Annotated in this window: 24 protein-coding genes; 15 read left to right on the top strand and 9 right to left on the bottom strand. The window is 65.9% G+C overall.

Annotated elements, in window-relative coordinates; translation table 11 throughout:
- Positions 1-57 precede the first annotated feature (57 nt).
- From paaZ to DDQ68_RS08560, 4 genes are all read left to right on the top strand, one after another.
- Positions 58-2,124: a phenylacetic acid degradation bifunctional protein PaaZ gene (gene paaZ / locus DDQ68_RS08545; protein ID WP_109655922.1), complete on the top strand. Its 2,067-nt coding sequence runs from the start codon at positions 58-60 to the stop codon at positions 2,122-2,124.
- A gap of 582 nt (positions 2,125-2,706) precedes the next feature.
- Positions 2,707-5,967: a PAS domain-containing protein gene (locus DDQ68_RS08550; protein WP_162549951.1), complete on the top strand. Its 3,261-nt coding sequence runs from the start codon at positions 2,707-2,709 to the stop codon at positions 5,965-5,967.
- Positions 5,968-6,210: 243 nt separating this feature from the next.
- Complete coding sequence (locus DDQ68_RS08555; RefSeq protein ID WP_245897383.1) at positions 6,211-7,602, top strand: MATE family efflux transporter; 1,392 nt, start codon at positions 6,211-6,213, stop codon at positions 7,600-7,602.
- Between the two features lie 112 nt (positions 7,603-7,714).
- Positions 7,715-8,278, top strand: coding sequence for a DUF922 domain-containing protein (locus DDQ68_RS08560; RefSeq protein WP_162549952.1), 564 nt, complete (start codon positions 7,715-7,717; stop codon positions 8,276-8,278).
- 163 nt (positions 8,279-8,441) lie between these two features.
- Here the strand turns inward: DDQ68_RS08560 and DDQ68_RS08565 are convergent, their stop codons facing one another.
- Both DDQ68_RS08565 and DDQ68_RS08570 read right to left on the bottom strand, forming a co-directional pair.
- Positions 8,442-8,792 carry a tRNA-binding protein gene (locus DDQ68_RS08565; protein ID WP_109655926.1) on the bottom strand — a complete coding sequence of 117 codons (351 nt, stop codon included), beginning with the start codon at positions 8,790-8,792 and terminating at the stop codon, positions 8,442-8,444.
- Positions 8,793-8,794: 2 nt separating this feature from the next.
- Positions 8,795-9,199, bottom strand: coding sequence for a DUF4296 domain-containing protein (locus tag DDQ68_RS08570; protein WP_162549953.1), 405 nt, complete (start codon positions 9,197-9,199; stop codon positions 8,795-8,797).
- 37 nt (positions 9,200-9,236) lie between these two features.
- On the opposite strand from DDQ68_RS08570, the gene DDQ68_RS08575 reads away from it, so the two are divergent.
- Positions 9,237-10,139 (top strand): DUF58 domain-containing protein, encoded by a 903-nt coding sequence (locus tag DDQ68_RS08575; protein ID WP_109655927.1) that lies wholly within the window; start codon positions 9,237-9,239, stop codon positions 10,137-10,139.
- Positions 10,132-11,073: a hypothetical protein gene (locus tag DDQ68_RS08580; protein WP_109655928.1), complete on the top strand. Its 942-nt coding sequence runs from the start codon at positions 10,132-10,134 to the stop codon at positions 11,071-11,073. Before DDQ68_RS08575 ends, DDQ68_RS08580 begins: the two co-directional genes overlap by 8 nt.
- 16 nt (positions 11,074-11,089) lie before the next feature.
- Here the strand turns inward: DDQ68_RS08580 and DDQ68_RS08585 are convergent, their stop codons facing one another.
- The gene (locus DDQ68_RS08585; protein ID WP_162549954.1) at positions 11,090-11,815 is read right to left on the bottom strand and encodes a CPBP family intramembrane glutamic endopeptidase; all 726 of its coding nucleotides are present in this window, start codon (positions 11,813-11,815) and stop codon (positions 11,090-11,092) included.
- A 125-nt stretch (positions 11,816-11,940) separates the two neighbouring features.
- Here DDQ68_RS08585 and DDQ68_RS08590 point away from each other — a divergent pair, with 125 nt between their 5' ends.
- The 4 genes from DDQ68_RS08590 to DDQ68_RS08605 all read left to right on the top strand — a co-directional run bounded on the left by DDQ68_RS08590 (position 11,941) and on the right by DDQ68_RS08605 (position 15,429).
- On the top strand, positions 11,941-12,591 hold the full coding sequence (locus DDQ68_RS08590) for an MOSC domain-containing protein (protein WP_109655930.1): 651 nt from the start codon (positions 11,941-11,943) through the stop codon (positions 12,589-12,591).
- Positions 12,592-13,022: 431 nt separating this feature from the next.
- On the top strand, positions 13,023-14,051 hold the full coding sequence (locus tag DDQ68_RS08595) for a VWA domain-containing protein (protein WP_109655931.1): 1,029 nt from the start codon (positions 13,023-13,025) through the stop codon (positions 14,049-14,051).
- Between the two features lie 185 nt (positions 14,052-14,236).
- Complete coding sequence (locus DDQ68_RS08600; RefSeq protein WP_109655932.1) at positions 14,237-14,908, top strand: YggS family pyridoxal phosphate-dependent enzyme; 672 nt, start codon at positions 14,237-14,239, stop codon at positions 14,906-14,908.
- Positions 14,909-15,054: 146 nt separating this feature from the next.
- Complete coding sequence (locus DDQ68_RS08605) at positions 15,055-15,429, top strand: DUF423 domain-containing protein (RefSeq protein WP_109655933.1); 375 nt, start codon at positions 15,055-15,057, stop codon at positions 15,427-15,429.
- Between the two features lie 151 nt (positions 15,430-15,580).
- Here DDQ68_RS08605 and DDQ68_RS08610 read toward each other — a convergent pair whose 3' ends face one another.
- The 5 genes from DDQ68_RS08610 to DDQ68_RS08630 all read right to left on the bottom strand — a co-directional run bounded on the left by DDQ68_RS08610 (position 15,581) and on the right by DDQ68_RS08630 (position 19,223).
- On the bottom strand, positions 15,581-16,024 hold the full coding sequence (locus DDQ68_RS08610) for a DUF1573 domain-containing protein (RefSeq protein WP_109655934.1): 444 nt from the start codon (positions 16,022-16,024) through the stop codon (positions 15,581-15,583).
- A 134-nt stretch (positions 16,025-16,158) separates the two neighbouring features.
- Positions 16,159-16,824, bottom strand: coding sequence for a DUF4136 domain-containing protein (locus tag DDQ68_RS08615; RefSeq protein ID WP_170121920.1), 666 nt, complete (start codon positions 16,822-16,824; stop codon positions 16,159-16,161).
- A 122-nt stretch (positions 16,825-16,946) separates the two neighbouring features.
- Positions 16,947-18,377: an ATP-dependent DNA helicase gene (locus DDQ68_RS08620; protein WP_109655935.1), complete on the bottom strand. Its 1,431-nt coding sequence runs from the start codon at positions 18,375-18,377 to the stop codon at positions 16,947-16,949.
- Between the two features lie 2 nt (positions 18,378-18,379).
- Positions 18,380-18,760 (bottom strand): hypothetical protein, encoded by a 381-nt coding sequence (locus tag DDQ68_RS08625; RefSeq protein WP_162549955.1) that lies wholly within the window; start codon positions 18,758-18,760, stop codon positions 18,380-18,382.
- A 22-nt stretch (positions 18,761-18,782) separates the two neighbouring features.
- Complete coding sequence (locus DDQ68_RS08630; protein ID WP_245897384.1) at positions 18,783-19,223, bottom strand: PaaI family thioesterase; 441 nt, start codon at positions 19,221-19,223, stop codon at positions 18,783-18,785.
- Between the two features lie 197 nt (positions 19,224-19,420).
- Here DDQ68_RS08630 and DDQ68_RS08635 point away from each other — a divergent pair, with 197 nt between their 5' ends.
- The 5 genes from DDQ68_RS08635 to coaD all read left to right on the top strand — a co-directional run bounded on the left by DDQ68_RS08635 (position 19,421) and on the right by coaD (position 22,249).
- The gene (locus DDQ68_RS08635; RefSeq protein WP_109655937.1) at positions 19,421-19,546 is read left to right on the top strand and encodes a DUF4126 family protein; all 126 of its coding nucleotides are present in this window, start codon (positions 19,421-19,423) and stop codon (positions 19,544-19,546) included.
- A gap of 83 nt (positions 19,547-19,629) precedes the next feature.
- The gene (locus DDQ68_RS08640; RefSeq protein WP_162549956.1) at positions 19,630-19,953 is read left to right on the top strand and encodes a DUF4126 domain-containing protein; all 324 of its coding nucleotides are present in this window, start codon (positions 19,630-19,632) and stop codon (positions 19,951-19,953) included.
- Positions 19,954-20,099: 146 nt separating this feature from the next.
- The gene (locus DDQ68_RS08645; RefSeq protein ID WP_109655939.1) at positions 20,100-20,612 is read left to right on the top strand and encodes an NUDIX domain-containing protein; all 513 of its coding nucleotides are present in this window, start codon (positions 20,100-20,102) and stop codon (positions 20,610-20,612) included.
- A 56-nt stretch (positions 20,613-20,668) separates the two neighbouring features.
- Positions 20,669-21,553, top strand: a complete 885-nt coding sequence (locus DDQ68_RS08650) for a DUF3822 family protein (RefSeq protein WP_162549957.1) — start codon at positions 20,669-20,671, stop codon at positions 21,551-21,553.
- Between the two features lie 225 nt (positions 21,554-21,778).
- Positions 21,779-22,249 (top strand): pantetheine-phosphate adenylyltransferase, encoded by a 471-nt coding sequence (coaD, locus tag DDQ68_RS08655; protein WP_109655941.1) that lies wholly within the window; start codon positions 21,779-21,781, stop codon positions 22,247-22,249.
- A gap of 117 nt (positions 22,250-22,366) precedes the next feature.
- Here coaD and DDQ68_RS08660 read toward each other — a convergent pair whose 3' ends face one another.
- Positions 22,367-22,840, bottom strand: coding sequence for a hypothetical protein (locus DDQ68_RS08660; protein ID WP_109655942.1), 474 nt, complete (start codon positions 22,838-22,840; stop codon positions 22,367-22,369).
- Positions 22,841-22,854 lie beyond the last annotated feature (14 nt).

The raw sequence follows: 22,854 nt of genomic DNA on the forward strand, positions 1-22,854 counted from the left end.
GCTGTTCAGAGCTGTAGCGTAGCTAAAGTCCGCGCTACATTCTAATCTTTCTTCCATATGTCTACCCAACTACTTGAAAACTATACCCTTGGCCGCTGGCTACCCGGCGGGGGCCCCCAGCAAGAGCTGCTTGACGCCAGCACCGGCGAAATAATTGCCCTGGCCAATACCGAAGGCGTTGACTACGAAGAGGTTTTGGCCTACGGGCGGCGCGTGGGCAACCCGGCCCTGCGGAAAATGACCTTTCACGAGCGGGGGCGGATGCTGAAGGCGCTGGCCTTCCACTTGCAGGAAAAGAAAGAGGTTTTTTACGAGCTGAGCTACCGCTCGGGGGCCACGCGGGCCGACTCGTGGATTGACATTGAGGGCGGCATCGGCAACCTGTTTGCCAACGCCTCGCTGCGGCGCAAATTCCCCGACCAGCCGTTTTACGTGGAGGGCGAGCCGGTGGGCCTGAGCAAGGGCGGCACCTTTGTGGCCCAGCACCTGCTGGTGCCCAAGGAGGGCGTGGCGGTGCACATCAACGCCTACAATTTCCCCATCTGGGGCATGCTGGAGAAAATTGCTGTGAACCTGCTGGCCGGCATGCCCGCCGTGGTGAAGCCCGCCGTGCCCACGGCCTACCTCACCGAGGCCGTGGTGCGTGAAATCATCGCCTCCGGCATTTTGCCCGCCGGGGCCCTGCAACTAGTCTCGGGCTCAGGCCAGGGCATTCTCGACCACCTCACTTACCAGGACGTGGTGACCTTCACCGGCTCGGCCACCACCGGCCGGCTGCTGCGCGCCCATCCGCGCATTATTGAGGAGGCCGTACCGTTTACTATGGAGGCCGACTCGCTGAACGCCGCCGTACTGGGGCCCGATGCGAAGCCGGGCACGCCGGAATTCGACCTGTTTGTGAAGGAAGTGCGCAAGGAAATGACGGCCAAGTGCGGGCAGAAGTGCACCGCCATCCGCCGCGCCATCGTGCCCGCCGAGCTACTAGAGGACGTGCAGATTACCCTGGGCAAGGCCCTGGCCCAGACCACCATCGGCCACCCGCGGGCCGAGGGCGTGCGGATGGGGGCCCTGGCCGGCCGGGCGCAGGCCGCGCAGTTCCGGGCGCGGGTGCAGGAGCTGGCCCGCCACTCGCCCATCGTGTACGGCACGCTGGATGACGTGGAAATCCGGGGCCAGGAGCTGGGGGCCCACGCCGGCCGGGGCGCCTTCGCCTCGCCCATCGTGCTGCGCAACGACGAGCCATTTCGCCACCTCGACTCGCACGAAATTGAGGCCTTCGGGCCGGTGGTGACGCTGATGCCCTACCACGATTTGGGCGAGGCCGTGCAGCTGGCCAACCTAGGCAAGGGTTCGCTAGTCTGCTCGCTGGCCACGGCCGACGCGGGCGTGGCCACGGAGTTTGTGCTGGGCGCGGCCACCCACCACGGCCGCATTCTGGTCCTCAACGAGGAGATGGCCAAGGAAAGCACCGGCCACGGCTCGCCGCTGCCACAGCTCATCCACGGGGGCCCCGGGCGGGCCGGCGGCGGCCAGGAAATGGGCGGCATCCGGGGCGTGGAGCACTTCATGCAGCGCGTGGCCCTGCAAGGCTCGCCGAGCATGGTTACCGCCATCACGCAGGTGTACCAGACAGGTGCTAAGCAAATCGAGCGCGACAAGCACCCGTTCCAGCACTACTTTGAGGAACTGGAAATTGGGCAGACCTACACCACCCACCGCCACACCGTGACGGAGGCCGACATCACGAGTTTCGCCCAGGTATCGGGCGATAATTTCTACGCCCACGTGGACGCTACTTCCCTGGAAGGCACGCTGTTTACGGGGCGCGTGGCCCACGGCTACTACATCCTCAGCAAGGCCGCCGGCATGTTCGTGGACCCGCGCAAGGGCCCCGTGCTGCTCAATTACGGCCTCGACGAGTGCCGCTTCACCAAGCCCGTGTACCCGGGCATGACCATCGGCGTGCAGCTCACGGTGAAAGAGAAAGTTGGCCAGGAAAAACGCGACGACACCGACGTGGCCAAGGGCATCGTGCGCTGGCTGGTGACCGTGACCGACGAAACCGGCGACACCGTGGCCGTGGCCACGATTTTGACGATGGTGAAGAAGCGCGACCAAAGCTAAAAATCCGTAGGAGAAGCCGTTTGCTGGGCACAGTGCGTTTGCCAGAGCCTTTCCACCGCGTTTTTATACTCGTCACGAAGTAGGGTACGGGGCTTGTTCCCGCCCGTCGTTGAACGAAAGCCGACTGAACCGTTCAAGGACGGGCGGGGGCAAGCCCCTCACCCTACTTCGTTTTCGCATTCCACTTCGTGAGCAGTATAAGCAGCTGCTTGACTTAGTTTTTTGGCTCCTGGCACGGGGGCAGCGACGCAAGGATGCGTTGCTGCCCCCGTTTTTGCGTTAACGCGAACAGCTTTTACGGGCGTTGAGCGATGCGGCAGAGGCATTTTAGGGAGAACTAGGCGACTTTTCTCGCAGGCGCCAAGAAATTGTTTGGGTCATTAAAATACTAATAATGAACGTTTAGCATATCTTTATGACCAACTCAAGCCTTTCGGGTTGGCGGCCGGCGCCGGCCAACAAGGTGGGGCGGGCCTTGGGGCCCCTGGGGTTTATTTCGCATACGTACCTATACTTGTGCTGGGCCCAGCTACGTCCGCGCTGCTCGCTGTTTTACTGGCTGCCTACCTACCCCACCCGGCCATGCCCATTGCCCCCTCCTCCCCCGCTGCTCCCCAAGGCGTTGCGCCCCCAGCGCCCGAAAAGGCCCGCGCCGAGTATACGGAAACCGCCCTCGCCCTGGCCCAGGCCCGCATCGCTGCCCTCGAAGGCCAGCTGGCGGCCACCGTCGAAACCGCTCAACGCCCATACGCCCAGCTAATTGCCTTGGTGCAGGCCCTGCAAGTGGGCCTGGTACTAGTCGACCCCGAAGGCCAGATACAGTTCGTCAATCCGCACTTTTGGGAGCTGTTTGGCCTGGCGCCCCGGGCCATCCCGGGGCCCGGGGCCCCGCCCCTGGTCCCGGCCGATATATTTATCGACGGGGCGTTTGAGGACCCGGCAGCCTTCGGGGCCCGGGCCCGGGCGCTGCACGCGGCAGGGCAAACGGCCCTGCAAGAGGCGTTTGCCCTGGCCGACGGGCGGGTAGTGGAGCTGGATTACCTGGTGCTGGACCAGGGGCAGGGCGGGCGCCTGATTTGCTACCGCGACGTGACCAGCCGCTACCAGCGCGACGCGCAGCTGGTCGCGCAGCGTGCCTTCTACGAGTGCGTGCTGGCGCAGGTGCCCATCGCGGTGGCCGTGTTCGACGCCGACCACCGCTACCTGTTCGTCAACCCTGCGGTGGAGCCCGACCCCGTGGTGCGCGCCTGGATGCTGGGCAAAACCAGCACGGAAGCCTGCCAGCGCCGCCAGCGCCCGCCGGCCGTGGCCGCGCAGCGCGCCGCCGCCTTTGCCAATGCCGCGCGCACGGGCCAGGAAGTGGCGTGGGAAGAAACCAGCCTGGGCCCCGGTGCGGCGCGGCAAATGCTGGTGCAGTACCGGCCCGTGCAGGGCCCCGATGGGGCCCTGCACCAGGTAATCAGCTCCAGCACCGACGTTACGGCCCACAAGCAGGCCGAGGAGCGCCTGGCCGAGCAGCAGGAATTTTACGAAGCCGTGCTGAACCTGCTGCCAGTGGACGTGGCCGTATTCGACGCCGACCACCGCTTCCTGTTCGTCAACCCCTCGTCCATCTCGGACCCCGTGGTGCGCCAGCAAATCATTGGCCTCACCAACACGGAGTACTTTGCCCAGCGCCCGGGGCAGCCCGCCGCGCTGGCCGCGCAGCGGGAGCAGTACTTTGCCCAAGCCGTGCGCACCCGGCAAGACGTGGTGTGGGAAGAACTGCGCCCCAACGGGCCCCGCGGCCCGCAGCTGATGCTGCGGCACCTGCGGCCCGTGTTTGGGCCCGGCGGGGCCCTGCGCCTGATGGTGGGCTCCGGCATCGACATCACAGCCCGGTATGCGGCCGAAGAAAGCCAGCGCCAGGCGCAGGAGCAATTGCAGGAGCAGCAGGCTTTCATCCGCCAGGTGGTGGACGCCCTGCCCGCCGTGCTATACATGATGGGCCCCGACGGCCGCCCAGCCTTCGCCAACGCGGCTTTCCAAACCTCGATATTGCACAGCGACTACGCCCAGCCCGGCTCCGAAAAGAACGCCGTTGTGCAGGACGAGCTACGGCAGATCAGGGCCCTCAACGAACTGGTTATGCGCACCCAGCAGCCCCATACGAAGGAACTACCCTTTACGCCGACCACCGGCGGCACACGGTATTTCCACGTGTACAAGCAACCCATGCGGCAGCTCGACGGGGCGCCGGGCATCCTCACGGTGAGCACCGACGTGACCGAGGTGAAGCGGGCCCGGCAGGCCCTGGAGCAGCGCGAAAAGCAATACCACGACCTGGTGCACTACTCCCAGGCCCTCATTTGTACCCACGACCTAGATGGCCGGCTGCTCTCGGTGAACCCGGCCATCGAGCGGCTCATGGGCCGCCCAGCCGCCCAACTAGTGGGCCTGTACCTGCAGGACGCCCTGCTGCCCGAGCACCGCGCCGAGCTGCAAAGCTACCTTGCTGGCACCCTGCCCGAGCTACCCGAGCCCCGCACCGTGGCGGTGCAAACCGCGGCCGGCGAGCGGCGCTACCTGCACTACTATACCCACCGTGTGGCCGAGCCCGGCCAGCCGCCCTACGTGGTGGCCTCGGGCTACGACGTGACGGCGGGCGTGCGGGCGCAGCGGGCCCTGGAACAAGCCAAGCAGCAAGCCGAGGAAAACGCCCGCGCCAAGGAGGCCTTCCTGGCGCACATGAGCCACGAAATTCGCACGCCGCTGAACGGAGTGCTGGGCATGGCCGCCCTGCTTCAAAAAACGCCCCTCACCGAGCCGCAGGCGGAGTACCTGCACACCATGCAGCACGCAGGCCGCCACCTGCTGGCCCTGCTCAACGACGTGCTGGAAATGGCCAAGATCACGGCCCAACAGCTCGAGCTTGACCATGCGCCCTTCGACCTGGCTGTGGTGCTGCAAGGCGCCTGCCAAACAGTGGCCGCCCTCGCCGAAGAAAAAGGCTTAAATCTGACGGGTACCCTCTGGCCCGAAGGCCTGGCCCCGCGCGTGCTCGGCGACGCGTACCGGCTGCATCAGGTGCTGCTCAACCTGCTTGGCAACGCCATCAAGTTCACCGAGCGGGGGCGCGTGCGGCTGGGGGCCGACGTGCTGCGCGACGCCCCCGGGGCCCTCACCGTGCGCTTCTGGGTGGAAGACACCGGCATTGGCATCGCCCCCGAGCAGCAGGCCCACATCTTCGAGGCCTTTGCCCAGGCCGGCGCCGAAACCAGCCAGCGCTTTGGCGGCACGGGCCTGGGGCTGGCCATCAGCCAGCAGCTGGTGGCCCAGATGGGCGGCGTGCTGCGCCTGACCAGCACGCCCGGCCACGGCACCACGTTTGCGTTTCAGCTCACGCTGCCCCGGCCCATCCCAGCCGCCAAGCAGGCGCCGCCAGCCGCCCCCCCGGCCTACGATGGGCTCCGGGGCCGGCGCGTGCTGCTGGCCGAGGATAACCCCGTCAACCAGTTCATTGCCGTGGTGGTGCTGGAGCGCTGGGGCATGCAGGTGCAGGCCGTGGCCAACGGCACCGACGCGCTGGACTACCTGCGTACCCAGCCCTTCGACGCGGCCCTACTCGACATCCGGATGCCGGGCCTGAACGGGGTGGCCGTTACCCTGGCCATCCGCCAGCACCCCGACCCGGTGCGCGCCACCGTGCCCATCATCGCCCTCACGGCTAACGCCTTCGATACCGACCGCGCCGGCTACCTCGCCGCCGGCATGGACGCCTGCCTCACCAAACCCTACGAGGAAGCCGCTCTCTACCAGCTGCTGGTGCAGCTGCTAGCCCGCGCCCAGGGCCCCGAAGACTAAGTTCTGTTTTGTTAGTCAATATCTTATGAATTAACTAGCAACTGACAATGAGAGCAGCTTCAGGTCCGTGTACGGTCCGGTTGGCCAGCAGTAACCAGGCTATACACGGACCTGAAAACTACTCTAATAACCAACAACCTGGCAGCCGGCCGTAGGCCCCGGGGCGGAGGGGGCCCCAGCGCAGGGCTACCTTTGCGGCGGGAATGGCGCGCGTGGCGCCAGCCCTTTTGCCCGCTGCTCGTTGTGAAAGAACACCTCCGCCCTACCCTACTATTAGCTTACCCCGTCGTCCTCTCGCAGCTCGGCCACATGCTGGTGAGCGTATGCGACTCGGTGATGGTGGGTAACCAGCCTGGGGCCCTCGGCACGGCCTCGCTGGCCGCCATCAGCGTGGGCGTGAGCACCACCAACGTGCTGCTCATCCTGGGCATTGGCCTGAGCATGGGGGCCGTACCGCTGGTGGCCGCCGCCGCCGGCCGCCGCGACGAGCCCGCCCTGCGCCGCCTGCTGGTGAGCAGCGTGTGGCTGTGCACGCTGGCCGGCCTGGTGCTAGCCGGCCTCAGCGAGCTGCTGCCCCGCGTGATGCCCCACCTCGGGCAGGCCCCGGCGGTGGTGGCCATGGCCGCGCCCTGGGTGCGGGTGGTGGGCTGGTCGCTGCTCCCGCTGATGGTATTCCAGGGCTTCCGCGAATTTGCCGAGGGGCTGGGCCTCACGCGGCAGGCCATGTGGCTGTCCATCGGGGCCAACGTGGTGAACGCGCTACTCTGCTACGCCTTCATCTTCGGGCACTGGGGGGCCCCGAAAATGGGCCTCATTGGCTCGGCCTGGGCCACGCTCATCTCGCGCGTGCTGATGGCTATCCTCATGGCCGGCTACGTGCTGCGCGCCGCGCGCCTGCGCCCCTACCGCGCTACCGCGGCCGGGTGGCTGCGGCCCCACACGGCGGTTCTGCGCCGCCTGGTGGGGCTGGGGGCCCCCATCGGCAGCCAAATGATGTTTGAGATGGGCGCCTTCGCCTTTTCGGCTTTGATGATTGGCTGGCTGGGCGCCGTGCCCCAGGCGGCCCACCAAATCGCCATCAACGTGGCGGGCGTGACCTACATGGCGGCCAGCGGCATTGCGGCGGCGGCCACCATCCGGGTGGGCAACCTGCGCGGGGCCGGCGACGCGGCCGGGGCCCGGCAGGCGGGCTTCGCGGCCTACTGGCTGGCGTTTGGCTTCATGAGCAGCATGGGGCTAGTGCTGGTGCTGGCCCGCCACCTGGTGCCGCAGCTGTATAACCACGACCCCGCGGTGCTGGCCCAGGCCAGTACGCTGCTGCTCATCGCGGCCGGCTTCCAGGTATCCGACGGCTTGCAGGTGGTGGGCCTGGGGGCCCTGCGCGGGCTGGAGGACGTGAAGGTGCCCTCGCTGGTGGCCCTGCTGGCGTACTGGGCGGTGGCGCTGCCGCTGGGCTACTTCCTGGGCTTCCACCTGCACCTGGGGGCCCCGGGCGTGTGGGCGGCGCTGCTGCTGGGCCTTACCATCGTGGCCGGGGTACTGCTGCTGCGCTTCCGCCACGAAACCGAACCGGGGGTCCCGCTGTCCACCGGCCCCACCACGCTCTTGCCCGAAGCGGAACTGCTAAAAGCGTAACCGTAGCACGAATTGTAGTGCGGACTTTGTAGTCCGTACTACAATTCGTGCTACGCACTTTTCGGGCCTGGTTGTTGTTTTGGCGGCCTTCCAATTGATGGCTTATTCCGCTATGCGTACTATTTTTTTAGGATTTGCTTTATTACTGGCGGGGCCCCGGGCAGCCAGTGCCCAGGCCCCCGCCAAGCCCGCCGCGCCCAAGCCGGCGGGCATTGCCTGGGCCACCAACCGGCCACTCACGTGGGCCGATTTCCAGGGCCGGCCGAAGTTTGGCGAGCCCGAGGCGGCCCTTACCTCAGCCGATTTGCTGTCGGACGCCAAGTGCGTCGATTTTGTGTTTTCGGCCACCGTTACGCCCACCTTCGACCCCATTACCTCGTGGGTGCGCGATGCCAAAGCGGCTTCGCCCGCGCTGCTGCGCCACGAGCAGCTGCACTTCGACCTGGCGGAGGTGTACGCCCGCCACCTGCGCCAAAAACTTAAAACCGCCACCCTCGACTGCCAGAAGCTGCAACCCGCCTTCGGCCGCCTCACCCAAGCCGTGTACGACCAGTGGAGCGACGAGGAAAACCGCTACGATATCGACACCAACCACGGCCTCAACGCCGCCAAACAAGCCGTTTGGGAAAAGAAAGTGCAGCAACAACTGGCTGAAATGGCGGCGTTTGCGCAGTAGTTATCAGTAGGCTAATAAGGCCGTCATGCAGAGCGCAGCGAAGCATTTCTCCCGTGGCAGTGAACCCAATCGATTGGATTAATGCCGTGGTAGAGATGCTTCGCTGCGCTCAGCATGACGGCCTGGGGGCCCTACTACCAACTGACAACTGACTACCAAACCCCTACACCAAACGGGTGCCGTTGGGCACGGGGGCGGCCACGGCGGCCAGCACGATGTGGCCGTCAGCATCGGCGAGGCCCGTAACTAGGACTTCGGACAGGAACTTGCCGATTTGCTTGGGCGGAAAATTGACCACGGCCAGCACCTGGCGGCCCACCAGGTCGGCGGGCGCGTAGTGGTGCGTGATTTGGGCGCTAGAGTTTTTCAGGCCGATTTCGGGGCCGAAGTCGATGCGCAGCCGGTAGGCCGGGCGGCGGGCTTCGGGGAAGGCACGGGCCTCCACGACGGTGCCCACGCGCAAATCGACGCGGGCAAATTCTTCCCAGGCGAGCGGAGTGGCGGGCGGGTCCAAAGCTACAGGGGGTGCCCGGCGGGCGGGCCGTAGCGGGGGTTGGTGGGGTCGAAGCGCCGCATGCGGCGCTCCAGCGAGTCCACCACGATGACGTACATCTCGTCGAGGTCCTTGCCGTGCACGCCGTAGTAGCGCACGCTGTGCTGAAACGACGAATCGGTCATGCGATAGGTGCGGAACACGTTTTTCTGCTGCGACAGGAACAGGGCCCGGGCCGAATCGGGCTTGAGACCTGCGTTTTCCACCCGCGCTTCGAGCAGGTGCAGGTCGATGAGAGCCCCCACCAGCTGGGGGCGGGGCACGAGGTCGGCGGGGCGCAGGGGTTCTTCGGGGCGCTGGCAGGCGGGCAGGGCCCCGGCGGCGGCCAGGGCTCCGGCCAGCAGCCAGGGGCGGCAGCGGCGGTTCACTGGGCCAAAGTTACGCCCCGGCCGTAGCTTCGCCGCCATGAACCCCGCCCCCCCCTCGGCCCTCACCGACCTGGTGCGCCGCCTGCGCCACCTCGAAATCCGCATTCGCCGGGCCGTCGAGGCGCAGGTGCAGGGCAACGCGCGCTCTATCCTTAAGGGCACGGGGCTGGAGTTTGACGACGTGCGCCTGTACCAGTACGGCGACGAGGTGCGGGCCATCGACTGGGCGGTGAGCAGCAAGGGCCACGGCACGTTCGTGAAAACCTACAAGGAGGAGAAGGAGCAGCAGGCGCTGGTGCTGCTCGACGTGAGCGCCTCGCTCGATGCCGGGCCCACCGCGCGCCGCAAGCTGGACCTGGGCCGCGACATTGCCGGGCTGCTGGCCCTGTCGGCGGCCCGCCAGAATACGCCGTTGGGCCTGCTGGCGTTTTCTGACCAGAAGGAGCTGTACCTGCCCCCCGCCAAGGGCATGCGCGGGGCCTATGCCCTGGTGCAGCGGCTGTTTGCGCTGGTGCCCCGGGGCCGCCACACGGCGGTGGGCGCGGCCATCCGGCAGGCGCTGGGGCTGCTCACGCACCGCAGCCTGGTGGTAGTCATTTCCGACTTCCTAGACCAGAACTACGAGCGCGAAATTGCCCTACTGGCCCGCCGCCACGACGTAGTGATTGTGCAGGTGCACACCCCGCGCGAGCAGCAGCTGCCGCGCCTGGGCATTGTGCCCCTGCGCGATGCCGAAACCGGGGCCACCCGCTGGGTGAACACTTCGGCCCCCGGCTTCCGGGCGCGCTACGCCGCCGGGGCCCGGCAGCACGCCGCCCACCTAGCTGCCCTGTGCCGCCGCCACCGCGCCAGCTACCTGGCTCTGAGCACCGAAGAAGACTTCGTGCCGCCGCTGGTGGCCTTCATCCGCCAACGCAACCGCACCGGGGCCCGTGGCTAAAGCGCGCACGCAATTAGGGGCACTGGCGCTGGCCGGGGCCCTGGGGGCCCTGCTGCTGGCCGGCCCAGCGGCGGCCCAGGGCCCGGGCGCGGACCGGCCGGAAGGGCGCTTTTTGCAGCCCACCACGCGCATCGGCCAGCCGCTCGACTACGAGCTGAGCTACCTGCACGACCCGGCCGAGGAAGTGGTGTTCCCGGATTCGCTGGCTGGCTTCGCGCCGTTTGAGTACGCCGGGCGCAGCTACTCGCCCACGCTCACGCGCCAGGGCCGCAGCCTTGACCGGGCGGTGTACCACCTGCGCACGTTTTCGCTGGCCCCGGTGCAAACCCTGGCCCTGCCCGTGGCCGTGCTCAGCGGCGCCGATACCTTGACGCTGCGCCCGGCCCTGGCCACCGTGCGCGTGCTGCTTTCGGCCCCGGCCGCGGCGCTGGCCCCGGGGGCGGGGCCCCCGGCCCTGCGCGCGGCCACGGCCCTGGCGCCGGTGCCGCCGCTGTTCAACTACCCTTACTGGCTGGCTGGCACGGGGGCCCTGCTGCTGGGGCTGGCGGGCAGCGCAGCGCTGTTTCGGCGGGGCCTGCGGCGGCGCTACGAGGCCTACAAGCGGCGCAAAAACCACCGGTATTTCCTGGCCCAGTTTGCGCGCCACGCCGAGCGGTTCACGCTCTCGCAGTCGGCGGCCAACGTGGAGCGCGCCGTGGCTTTGTGGAAAAACTACCTCGCCGGCCTCGAAAACAACGCCCTTAACTCCTTCACCACCCGCGAGATTGTGGACTACTTCGGCCACGACGACGACGTGCGCCGCGGCCTGGCCACCACCGACCAGGTGATTTACGGCAACGGCCTACCCGACGACGGCGTGGAAATCGAGCGCGCCTTCCAGCGCCTGCGCGTGTTTGCCGAGCACCGCTACGCCGTGCTGGCGCAGGCCGCGTAGGGCCCCGGCGAGAACCCTAGCGCACCAGCGCCCGGCCCACTACCAGGCACGAATTGATGAGGTTGTGGGTGGCCATGGCGGCAAAACAAGAGCCGCTGCGTTCGCGCACCCACAAAAACAGGGTACCCCACAACACCAGGTCCGCCACTTGCCCGGGCCAAAACTGCACCTGCGGTACCACTTGCAGCGGGCCGGTGCGAAAAGTGACGCCGTGCGCCAGTACAAAAAGTAGCACGCTGACCACGCCGCCCCAACTGGTGCGCGTACCCAAAAACGGCAGGTTGCGCGGAAACGCCCGGCCCAGCAAGCCCAGCAGCGTGCCCCGGAAAAACAGCTCCTCAGCAATGCCCGGCATGGTCAACTGGTACCAGAAGCTTTCCCACGCCTGCGAGGGCCCGTACCCCTGAGTGATGAGGGCACTTACCAACTGCACCGTGGCCAGCCCCGCCACCACGGCCCCCACCACGCGCCAACTGCCGGGCTGCGGCCGCACTAGGCCGGTTTCCAGCGGGCTCACCCACTTGAATTTGTAAATGACGAGCAAGGACACCAGGATGCTAAACAGCTTGCCGGTCCAATTATATTTCAGACCGAACAGCAACGCCGGCCACCAAATCGGCACCATGAGCACAAATTCGCCCACGGCGCACAGGAGCGCCGCCAAAACGATGGGGCGCGGGGCCCGCACCAGCCGCGGGGCGCACAGCAATAGGCACAAGAAACCCCAAAAAAGTCCGTTCATGGCCAAAGTAGGCGTGGCACCAGCGACAGCGTTTCCACGGCCGCTAAGTAAGCACGCGGGTAAGCAAGCCAGCGGGCGGCGGGGCTACCCAGCTACTTTTGCAGCGGCCCACTCATTCTCGTTCCATGCGCATTATTTCCGTAAATATTGGCTTACCCCAGGACGTGGAATGGCACGGCCAAACCGTGCGCACCAGCATTTTTAAGCGGCCCGCCGTGGGGCCCGTGGCCGTGCTGGCCGAACACCTGGCCGGCGACGGCCAAGCCGACTTGCGCGTGCACGGGGGCCCCGACAAGGCTGTTTACGCCTACCCGCACGAGCACTATACCTACTGGCAGCAGCACCTGCCCGCCGAGCTACTGGTGCCGGGCGCGTTCGGCGAGAACCTGACCACCAGCGGCTTGCTCGAAAGCGCCGTGCCCGTGGGGGCCCTCTACTGCGTGGGTACCGCCGTGCTGATGGCCGTGCAGCCCCGCCGCCCCTGCGCGAAGCTGGGCATCCGCCTGAACGACCCCACCATGGTCCGGCGCTTCGAGGAAGCGCGGCGCAGCGGCGTGTACTTCCGGGTAATACAAGAAGGAACAATCCAGGCCGGCGACGCCCTGGTGCTCGTCGAGCCCAGGCCCCCCGGGGACGTTACCATCCAGGACATGGTGGACGGCATCGCCTTACCCAACAAAGACTTCGCCAAAATCGAAGCCATGCTGCGGCTGCCCAGCCTCTCGCCTTCCTGGCGCGCGCGGCTCGAACAAATGCTCGCTGCCAGCGGCCACTGAGGCCCCGGCGGCCGGGGGCCCCAGCCAGTGCAGGCGCAGCGGCGGCGCGCCCTGGCGGAGCAGCGCAAAGTGCGGCACGGCCGGGGCGTTTTGGGCACCCACCCCGGCCGGAGCGGCCTGCCAGGGCCCCATTTTACTTGCTAAAGTGCACCTAGCGCGGTGGCCAAGGCAGTGTATGATATGGTCCTACCGATCCGCCGACTTTTTCAGCCGGCCGATTGCCATTAGGGAGAACAGGCGGATGCTGGTCAACCGGTCGGCCGGCCGAAAAAGCCGGCGGACCGGGCCGTGCCCTGGCTTGGAAACCGCGTTAGGCCTTGCCAAGCCGCGCAAGCATTCTTCGGACTCCAACGCCTCGCTCACGGCCCTTGCCGCCTTCGCTTGGCGGCGCTTGGCCAGGGCGCCCCGGCGGCACCCGTACTTTTGCGCCAATGAGCGGCTTCCCCGAGTTTTTGCGCTACGCCACCCTGGCCGGCTACCAGTGGCAGCACCCGCTGCTGCTGCTACTCATCGGGGCGGTGCCGCTGCTGTTTTTGCTGCGCCGGGGCCTGGCTCACCGCTGGCGCGCGCAGGTGCCCGTGACGCTGGCGCCCGGCGTGGCTCCCGGAGGCGGGGCAGTGGCGCTGCTGCGCTTCGTGCCCGACGCCGTGCTGGGCCTGGCCTTGGTGCTGGCCATCGTGGCGGTGGCCCGCCCCCAGCGCACCGACGAGCGGTTGGAACAAACCGGCCGCGGCATCGACATTGTGCTGGCCGTGGACGTGTCAGGCTCGATGGAAATCCAGGACCTGCGCCCCAACCGCCTCGAAGCCGCCAAGCGCCTGGCCACGGCCTTCGTGAACCGCCGCGCCGGCGACCGCCTGGGCCTGGTGGCCTTCGCCGGCACGGCCTACTCGCTGGCCCCTCTCACCACCGACTACGACCTACTACGCGAAGACCTGGCCAGCCTCAAGCTGGGCCTGATTGCCGACGATGGCACGGCCATCGGCACGGCATTAGGCGTAGCCATCAACCGCTTGCGTGAATCGACGGCCCGCTCGCGTGTCTGCATTCTGCTCTCGGATGGCGAGAACACCGGCGGGGCCCTCGACCCGCTGCTGGCCGCCCGCCTGGCCCACGCCTACGGCATCCGCCTCTACACCATCGGGCTGGGCAAGGACGGCTTCGTGCCCTTCGGCCAGGACTCGCTGGGCCACCCGCGCTACGTGCAAACCCGCCTCGACGAAACCACCATGCGCGAGCTGGCCCAAGCCGCCGATGGCCAGTTCTTTCGGGCCACCGACAACGCCGCCCTGAGCCAGGTATTTGCCCGCATCGACGGCCTCGAAAAATCCGACATCCGCCAGCTGCGCTACCGCAACACCAAGGACTTTTACCGCCCCTACCTGGCCCTCAGCATCGCGCTGTGGCTGCTGTGGCTGGCCCTGAAAAGCACGTTCCTCAGCAACCCGCTGGAGGATTAGCTGTTGTTGAGTAGCCGATGGCTTCGGTGCTGTTAGGCCATTCCGGGCTGCTGGCTTTTCGCCGGCTGCCCAGTAATCGCTGCACCACCGCCAGCCGTTGTCCAGGGCCCCAGCCGCCCCAACGATTAGCAGGCAGCCGGCGGAAAAGCCGGCGGCCCGCCCCTACCCCACCCTACCTTTGCCTTATGCCCAGTATTGCCGACAACATCCACGCGTTTGAAGAGAAAATAGCCGGCACCGGGGCCCGGCTGGTGGCCGTGACCAAGACCCACCCCGTGCCGCTGCTGCAAGAGGCCTACGCCGCCGGCAGCCGCCTCTTCGGCGAAAACAGGCCCCAGGAAATGGCCGAAAAAGCCCCCCAGCTGCCGCCCGACGTGGAGTGGCATCTCATCGGTCACCTTCAAACCAACAAGGTCAAGATCATCGCCCCGTTCGTGCACACGGTGCAGAGCGTGGACAGCCTGCGCCTGCTGCAAGAACTTGACCGCCAAGCTGCCCGCCACGGCCGCGTCATCCGCGGGCTACTGCAATTTCACATCGCGCAGGAGGAAGCCAAAACCGGCCTTTCGCTGGCCGAAGCCGAGGAAATCCTGGCCTCCACCGAATTTGGGGCCCTGCAACACGTGCGCCTCACCGGCGTGATGGGCATTGCCACCAACACCTTGGACGAGGCCCAAGTCAGCCAGGAGTTCAACCAGCTCCGCAGCTTCTTCGACGCGCTGAAAGTCAAGTACTTCACTGATGATACCGAGTTCCGCGAAATCTCGATGGGTATGAGCGGCGACTACGCCCTGGCCCTGGCCGCGGGCAGCACGCTCATCCGCGTGGGCAGCGCCATCTTCGGCCAGCGCGGGTAGCAGCTGTAGCGCGGACTTTAGCTACGCTGACCTTCGGCTGTAGTCCGCGGCTTTCGCTTCGTCCTGTCGGTAATCATGCGGCGACCGTTCAAAGACGCGGACTCGCAGCGTCCACGCTACAACCTAATAACTTCAACTCCCTCATTATGACTGCTCGCCTTCTCATTCAACTTGCCGCCGGCCTGGGCCTTTTGGGCGTGGCCATCGGTGCCTTTGGGGCCCACGGGCTGCGGCCCATGCTCGAAGCCTCGGGCCGCTTCGACACCTTCGAAACTGCGGTGCGCTACCAGTTTTACCACACGCTGGCCATGCTAGCGGTGGGCGTGTTGTGGGTGGCGCGCCCCGAGCTGCGCCTGGGCCTGGTGGGCAACCTGTGGCTAGCGGGCGTGCTGGTGTTCAGCGGCTCGCTGTACACGCTGTGCTTCACGGGTATCACAAAGCTGGGGGCCGTGGCCCCGGTGGGCGGCCTGCTGCTCATCGGCGGCTGGCTGGCCCTGGCGCTGGCCGTGCGCAACCTATAGGGTCCCAGGCCGAGGCCCTGACTTGTTCCGAACCGCACGCAAAAAGGGCGGCCCGCTGGTGCGGGCCGCCCTTTTCAGCTCTAGCAGAAGCAAGTGGGTTATTAGTTGCTTGTTGTCAGCCAGGGCTTTGTTGATAAGCTAAACGAGCAACTTAGTTGGCTTTGGTAGTGCTGGCGGCCGCAGCGGCACCAGCTTCCTTCACCTCGCCCACGAGCGATACGGTGGCGGGGCCCGCGGTGGCGTTCGACTCGATGGTCAGCACTTTGTTCTGCATGCCCATTTTGCCGGCCGAGTTGAAGTGGGCCGAGAGGGTGCCGGTTTTGCCGGGCATCACGGGTGCTTTGCTGTACTCGGGCACCGTGCAGCCGCAGCTCACCCCAATGTTGGAGATGATAAGGGGCTGGTTGCCAGTGTTCTTAAATTTGAAAGTATGGTCAACCATACCGCCCTGGGCCACCGAGCCAAAGTCGTACTTCGACTCTTCGAAGGTGATGGCGGGGCCGGCCGTTTTAGCGGCCGCGGGCTTCATGGTTTGGGCCTGGGCGGTGAAGCCGGCGGCGGTCAGGCTCAGGGCGAGCAAGAGGACTTTTTTCATAATTGTAGCGAAACGGGTTGAGTTGAGGAGCAGCAGAAAGGCGACGGGTAAAATTACGCGTTTTGGCGGGCTTGGCAAATCCGGGGCCAAAGCCCGCAGAAACCCCTAAATCGCTGCTACCACCAACAGCCGCCCTAGCCCTTAAATTCCTTGGAGTACGGAAACTGACGCGAAGCCTTGCGCATAATGGTCGTCACGATGGAGTTGGTGTCGGAGCCCAGCCCGCGCGACAGGCTCTTGTCGTACTTCCACAGCAGCTCGCCAGTTTTGCCATCGTTGATGCTGATGGCCAGCTTGCCCGTGTTAGTGGCCCCACCGAAGCCCACCACCATCGTCATGGCAAAGGCGGCCCCGCCCGACATGGGCTGGCTGCTGGCAAACGTGCCCGAAATGATGCCGTCGACGCCCAGCAGGGCCGCCAGCTGCTCGGGCGTGAACGTGGCCACGGTGGCCGGCGTCACGCCCTTTTGGGCCAGCAGGGCATTGGTGCGAGTGGCGTCCTGGATGTCCACCGTCAGGTCGTTTTCAGCCTTGCGCTTAAGAAAATACGATTGCAGGGCGCTCTGCACGTCGAGCCCTTCGCGAGCTTCGAGGCGGGCCACGCCCTCGGGGCCCCCGCTCTTGGCTACCTCGTTGGGGCGCAGCTGCAACGCCACGGCAAAGGGCAGCACGGCGAGCATTTTGTGGTCCTGGGCCAGCTCCCGAAACTTGGGATTGGTGTAGATTTCGCGGCTCTGGGCCCCGGCTAGCTGCGCGCCGCCCAACACGAGCAGCAGCATTAAAGCAAATACTTTTTGCATAAAGAAAGGAAGCGGGAAAAAGGATTAAAATAAGGCCGCAAGCTACGTGTAGGACCTATATATTCCCAATATATATTCTTCGATGCTTTTATTTATTGCGCACCATTTCCCCACCGGGCCCCTCAGTCCTCCACCGGCGGGTCGCTCACCAAGCGCTGCTGGAAATTGAGCAGGAACAGCCGCTCCGAGGCCCGCGTGATGGCTGTGTACAGCCAGCGCGCAAACTCGCCGGCCAGCGGCTCGTCGGGCTTCAGGAAGCCGTGGTCCACAAACACGGCCTGCCACTGGCCGCCCTGGGCCTTATGGCAGGTGAGGGCGTAGGCAAACTTAATTTGCAAAGCGTTGAGGTACGGGTCCTTGCGCATTTCCTTGTAGCGCTCGGCCTTGGTTTTGAGGTGGGCGTAGTCGGCGGCCACGGCTTGGTAGAGCTCGTTGTTGCGGTCGGCGGGCAGGGCGGGGCTCTCGGTGTGCAGCGTGTCGAGGAGCAGCTTCACTTCCAATTCGGGCTCGTCGGGGTAGTCCACCAGCCGCACCCGGGCCTGGGCAAAGTGGAAGCCGTACACCTCCTCGCGGCGAATTATCTTGCTGATTTGCAGGAAGTCGCCATTGGCTAGAAACCCGATTTCCGAGTCCTTGTCGAGCCAGTAGTAGTTGTTGCGCACCACCATCAGGTAGTCGCCGCCCTCAATCTCCTCCTCGGCATCAAACAGGGCCCGGCGGATGAGCTGGTTGTACTGGTTGGCGTTGCGATTCGAGCGGCAAATAATGGTCGTGTTCTCGTGCCCGAACTCGCGGTAGGCCCAGCGCAGGCCGTCCTCCAGCTTGTCGCCGCCCATCTTGAACATGTCGCGGAAGCCCAGGGTGTGCAGCTGAATGTTGGGCACCGGCTGCCGCAGCTCCTCGCGTAACTCCGTGGCGTTCACTAGGATGCCCGAGTTCAGGGCCTGGCGCATCACCTGGCGCAGCTCCACGGTGGCCACCTGGGCCCGGAAGCGGTGGGCCAGGCCCTCAGGGTCGAGGGCGGGGCTCAGGAGCTGGCCCACCGGCGGCAGCTGAGCCGTGTCGCCAATCAGCAGCAGCTTGTTGGTTTGCTTCTCAAACACGAAGTTCATCAAATCGTCCAGCAGCCCAGTTTCGCCAAACGCCTTTTCGTCGGAAATCATCGAGGCCTCGTCCACGATATAGAGCATCTGCTCCATCCGGTTGGGCTGCCGCTGGAAGCTGAGCCGCTCGGCCGGGGCCCCCGAGGTTTGGCGGTAGATTTTCTTGTGGATGGTGCCGGCCGGCACGCCCGCGTAGCCGGCCATCACCTTGGCGGCGCGGCCCGTGGGGGCCATCAGCGTATACTTGCGCTGGAGCTGGTGCAGCCACTGCACCAAGGCGCTGACGACGGTGGTTTTGCCCGTGCCCGCGTAGCCGCGCAGCACAAACACCTTGCGCCCAGGCAGCTGGTCGCGCAAAAACTCGTCGAGCTTGGTAAAGAGCAGCGCCTGGTCGTCGGTGGGCTCGTAAGGAAAAAAATCGCGGACGGAAGGATGGCGGATGGAAAGCATTGTTATTTAATTCGGTATAAATCACCGTCTTCAAAACCGACATAAACCGGTCTATCATTCCCTAGGAACGAATTATTCACTGGACTTTTTCTCAGAACCCTTCCGAGGGAGTAAATAACCTTGAGCAGCACCCAGTACCATTCTTGTTCCTCAAGGGCAGGGGTGATCAATTCCTCCTTGGCAAGAAAATCGGGTGGATCAGCGGCCCATTCGTCGTCCGCTTCATCGTAATTTTTCGAGCCTGCTAAGTAGAGGACGTAGCCATCTTCTACCTCACCAAGGCCGAAGCGGAAAGCCACGATGTCTTCAGTTGGCTTCTCATTTTTGGTAATCTCGTGCAGCCAATTTTCCAATTCCGTTTGAAAAGCGTACGAATTTTCCATGTGCATTTTAAGCTCCAATGGGTTAAGAATTCGGCTCAATCACCGCCATTGTGGCCGAGGCTTTGGCCACCAGCAGGCCGTCGCACCACACCTCGGCTTCGCAGAAGTGCAGGCGGCGGCCGGCCTTCAGCACCCAGCCAATGGCGGTGAGCTTGTGGCCCACGCTGGGATGCAGGTACGACACGCGCAAGTCCGCCGTGACCACGCCGTGGTCGTCGGGCACGAGCGTGACGGCGGCAAAGCCCGCGACCAAGTCGGCCATCGTGGCCACCATGCCGCCGTGCACGAAGCCGCGCTGCTGCTTGTGCTGCTCGCCGATGAGTAGTTCTGCCTCGATGCGGCCGGGCGCAATCAGGGTCAGGTCGGCCCCCACGTGGTGCATAAAGTGCTGGCGCAGCAGCTTGCGGCGGATGCGGGATTCGAGGTCGTCGGCGGGGTCGGGGTTGGACGAGTTAGGTGTCAAGGCGTGGGCAAAGCGGATGGGCGCACGGTATTATGTACTTTTTTGTACTTGTCGCAATTTTTAAGGGCGTTTAAGAACTGATTTCGGACAGCTTTCCGCAGCTTAACCCAGTTCTGAGGGCCCTGGGCAAAGATAGGCGGCGGGCCGGGCGCACCTAGCCGGAGCTAACCGGCAACTTTTCCTGCTACTTTAAGGTCGTGGAGACCATTCCCTTTACTGAGTATATCGCGGCCGGGACCCTGGGCCTAGGCCTGGCCGCCAGCAGCGGCTTCCGGGTGTTTGTGCCACTGCTGGCGGCTAGCGTGGCGCACCACTTTGGGTAGCTACCGGCGGCGCCGGGCTTTGCGTGGCTGGGCTCGTAGGCGGCCATGCTGGCGCTGGCCGCCGCCACGGTGTTTGACTGCCGGTGGTTGATAACGTGCTCGATACGCTCACCACGCCGGCGGCCGTGGTGGCCGGGGCCCTGCTGATGACGTCCTCCCTGCCCCACCTCGACTCCGTGCTGCGGTGGGGGCTGGGCATTGTGGTGGGCGGCGGCACGGCCGGGCTGGTGCAGGGCGGCACGGCGCTGCTGCGGGCCGGCGCCACGGCCAGCACCAGTGGCCTGGCCAACCCCGTACTGGCCACGCTCGAAAACGTGCTGGCCGTGGGCAGCACCGTGCTGGCCGTGGCGCTGCCGCTGGTGGCCGGCGCGGGGGGCCTGGCGTTGGTGCTGTTCGGGCTGGGGTGACTGCGGCGCTGGCGGCAGCGGCGGGCGGTGCGCCGCGCCGGGGCCCCATTGGGGTGGGGCCCCGGGGCCCTTGCGGCATCCTACGCGCATTTTTTGCGTACAGCCCCCCGCGCCCGGCCCACTGCCGGGCGTTTTCTTGCGCTGTAATGCCCGATTCTACCCTGCCGCCGACCGACCCATTGCTGGCACTCTACGCCGGCCAGGTGCGCGTGCGCGTAGGCGGCCTGCTGCTGCACGACAACCGCCTGCTGCTGGCTGCCCACCGGGGCCTGCTGCCCGCGGGGGCCCCGTTTTGGTCGCCGCCCGGCGGGGGCTGGCAGTTTGGCGAGAGCCTGCACGAGGCGCTGGTGCGCGAATTCCAGGAAGAAACCGGGCTGGCAGTGCGGGTGGGCCGCTTCCTGCACTTGCACGAGTTCCGGCGCGACGGCTTGCAGGCCCTGGAGCTGTTTTTTGAGGTGCTGACCGCCGACGGGGCCCCGCCCGCCCCGCGCCTGGGCCACGACCCCGAGCACGCCCCCGACGCCCAGCTGCTCACCGGGCTAGCCTGGCACACGCCCCGGCAGCTGCTGGCCCTGCCGCCGGCGCATGTGCACCCGGTGCTGCGCGGCCTGCTCAGCGTCGACGACGTGTTCGTGCCGCAGCTGCGGTTTGGGGGGTAAAGCGGGCGGGGCGCGCGGCCGTATCTTGCGGGGCCCTTCGGCTTTTTGCTTTGCCCGTGCCCGTTTCTACCGCTCCTTTCCCTGCTTCCTCGGCCGCGCCCGTTGCCCCGGCCGCATTGTTGCGCCTGCGCGACGATAGTTTCGACCCCAACCACCGCGCCGCCTATAACCTATACCTGGCCGTGGGGGCCGGCCGCCTACGCATGGCCGCCGTGGAGGTGGCCCGCCAATCGTTTGTGCTACTCGAAGACTACGCCCTGCCGCCCGGGGGCCTGCCCACCCTGGCTGCCGCCCACGACTGCCTGGGCCGCGCCGGCTGGCACGCCGTGCGCCTGGCTACCACCGGCCGGGCCTTCACGCTGCTGCCTGGGGCCCTGTTCCGGCCCGGCGACGAGGCCGCCGCTCTGCGCCTGCACCACACCCTGGGACCCGCCGAGGCCGCCTACGCCCGCCCCCACCCGGGCCTCGATTTGGTGAACGTGTTTGCCGCCGATGCGGGCCTGGCCGGCTGGCTGGCCGCTACCCACGGACCCAGCGGCCAGCTGCTGCACCACACCAGCGGCCTGCTGGCGGGCCTGGCCCACCAGCGCGACGCCGGGGCCCCGCGCCAGCTCTACCTCTGCCTGGGAGCCCAGGAGCTGACGCTGGTGGTGCTGGGCCCCCAGCAGCTCCAGTACTGCAACGTGTTCCCCTTCACCACTGCCGAGGACGTGCTCTACTACACCGTGCTAGTGATGCAGGAGCTGGGCCTGAACCCCGACCAGGACGAGCTGACCGTGTGGGGCGAGCTGACGCATGATTCGGCCCTGTTCACGCTGCTGCGCAACTACGTCCGCAACGTCCGTTTTGGGCCCAGGCCCTACGACTTACTCTACAGCTACCGCCTCAACGAGGTGTTTGAGCACCACTACTTCGACCTGTTTAGCCTACACTTTATCTAAGTGAATTATGAATTGACTCATGCGAGGCCGGGCAATTCATAGTTTTTAACTTTTAATTTTGGCGGTGGTCTAAGACGGGGTGGTCCGGCGAGGCTTCGTCGGGCCACTCTTGGTAGAAAACAGCGGCTCCGGGGCATCGTAAGAGTGGCCCGACGATGGAAAAAGTCGCCGGACCACCCCGTCTTAGACCACCGCCACAATTTTTAATTCATAATTCACCCTCCCGTGCCCCGCATTGCCCTTTTTCCTGGTTCGTTTGATCCGTTCACCAATGGGCACCTCGACGTGGTGCGGCGCGGTACGGCGCTGTTTGACAAGGTGATTGTGGCCATCGGTACCAACAGCAGCAAGCAGCGCTACCTGCCGCTGGAACAGATGCTGGCGCTCATCCAAGGCGTATTTGCCGACGAGCCGCGGGTATCGGTGCGCACATTCCGGGGCCTTACGGCGGTGTACGCCCGCGAGGTAGGGGCCCAGTTTCTGCTGCGCGGGCTGCGCAATACCACCGATTTCGAGTACGAAAACACCATTGCCCAGGCCAACCGCCACGTCAACCCCGGCCTGGAATCGGTGTTCCTCATCACGGCCCCGCCGCTGGCGGCCATCAGCAGCACCATCATCCGCGACATTCACCGCTACGGCGGCGACGTGCGCGACTTTGTGCCCTACCCGATGCCGCCCGCCCCGCCTTTTTAGCGCTGTTTTTAAATCGCCAAGCCTGTGGAACAGTCGTGCTTCACTGCGCAAGCGCCAGGTATGCACGACGACGACTGTTGCCTGCTTTTGGTGCAGCAACGAGCCAGAACCTAGCCGCTACCCGCGGGGCACGATGCGCAGGCCCACCAGCTGGGTGCTGCGGTTGAGGGCGAACACGGGCAACAATAAGTAGGCTGGGGCCTCGGCCAGCAGGCCGGTGCGGCGCATGAGGGCGTCCTCGTCGTTGCCCAACACCAGCAAGTCGAACACCCGGCGGGTGCGGGCGTCGTAGCTAGCCACTACCGTCAGGCCCAGCGGCTGGAAGGCCAGCGTCGAGTCGGTTCCGGACCGTCGCACGGGGTCCTGGAAACCGGCAGGCAGGGCCCGGGCGGGTCCCAGCTGCCGGCGCACCTCGTCGATGGAGCGGCCCACCACGGCCGCCATGTTCACGGCCGGGGCCGCCGCCGTGCGGGTGAGCGGCACCAACCCGCGGGCGGCGGGGCCATCCGCGCGTTCGCGGGCCCGCGAGCAGGCCAGCTGCGCCGCAGCTGCCAGCAGAAGCAAGGGCAGGAACTTAGCGGGACGGCTCATAGCGGCAAGATGAC

The sequence above is a fragment of the Hymenobacter nivis genome, assembly GCF_003149515.1.
Lineage (GTDB): Bacteria > Bacteroidota > Bacteroidia > Cytophagales > Hymenobacteraceae > Hymenobacter > Hymenobacter nivis.